At 68.9% G+C, this 1,040-nt stretch carries 1 protein-coding gene; it reads left to right on the top strand.

What is annotated here, in order from left to right; translation table 11 throughout:
* Positions 1-71 precede the first annotated feature (71 nt).
* Positions 72-986 (top strand): transposase family protein, encoded by a 915-nt coding sequence (locus ACIQVD_RS34225; protein ID WP_402292726.1) that lies wholly within the window; start codon positions 72-74, stop codon positions 984-986.
* The last annotated feature ends 54 nt before the right edge of the window (positions 987-1,040 follow it).

Below are 1,040 nucleotides of genomic sequence, written 5' to 3'. Positions count from 1 at the left end.
ACGAGTTGGTGCGTGATTGCGGCGAGTTGGACATGGCTGCCTCGGACGGCATGATCTTCGTTGTGTCGATCATGGTGAACCGTGCCGTCGTCGGGCATCGGATGCTGACCGGCGTCTCGCGTCGGCACTTGGCAGAGCTGATAGCCGAGCTGGCGTCGCCCTGGCAGGCGGTGGTGGAAGGCCGGCGGCACACGGTCCGGGGTGGAGTCCGGCGCAGGACTGCCGGTGCGGGCGCCAAGCACCGGCTGGTGTTCACCGACCGAGTGGTCGCGGCGCTGATCCATCTGCGGCACGATCTCCCGCACGCAGTCCTTGGCCTGCTGTTCGGCGTGGACCGCTCCACGATCACCCGGGCCATCGCCGAGATACGCGGCCTGCTCGCGCGCCGCGGCTTCGCGGTGCCGGACCGCCCGGGGATCCGGCTGCGAACCCTCGCGGACGTGTTCGCCTACGCGCAGGCCGAGGGCGTGCTCCTGCGGCTGGACGCCACCGAGGTTCAGGTCCGCCGCCCAGTCGGCCACCGCGGCGGACGACGGGCTTTCGTGTCCGGCAAGAAGAAGCAGAACACCATGAAGGCCACCGTCGTCGCCGACGAAGCGGGCCGCACCCTGTGGGCCGGCAACCTCCGCCCGGGACGCATGCACGATGCGACCGCGATCCGCAGCGAGGGCATCGACGACCTCTTCCGCCGGTTCCCGGATATTCAAGTCCTTCTCGATGACGGCTACTTGGGGCTACGAAGGGATCATCCTGGCCAGGCCGTCACTCCGCCGCGGAAGGCAAACAAGATCTGCCCGCCGGAAGTCCACGAGGCACGGGAGCGGGCCCGACACCAGCACTCCTCCCAGCGCATCCCGGTCGAACACGCCCTCGCCGACCACAAACGATGGAAGGGCCTGACTCGCTGGACCCACCGCCGCGACACCCTCCCGGAGACCTACCTCGCCATCGCCGGACTGGTCTCCGACCGCACCGCCACCGCCTGAACAAGGCCCCAGATCAGGCCAGCACATCTCCGCCGCAATCACGCACCAACTCGT

Origin of the sequence: Kitasatospora sp. NPDC090308 (assembly GCF_044769485.1) — a bacterium.
Classification (GTDB): domain Bacteria; phylum Actinomycetota; class Actinomycetes; order Streptomycetales; family Streptomycetaceae; genus Kitasatospora; species Kitasatospora fiedleri.
Note: the sequence above shows the minus strand (reverse complement) of the source record. Positions and strands in the feature narration are given on the sequence as shown.

Excerpts from the sequence above, each read along its gene's own strand:
- ACIQVD_RS34225 (WP_402292726.1), top strand. The coding sequence starts at position 72 with ATGGTGAACCGTGCCGTCGTCGGGCATCGGATGCTGACCGGCGTCTCG.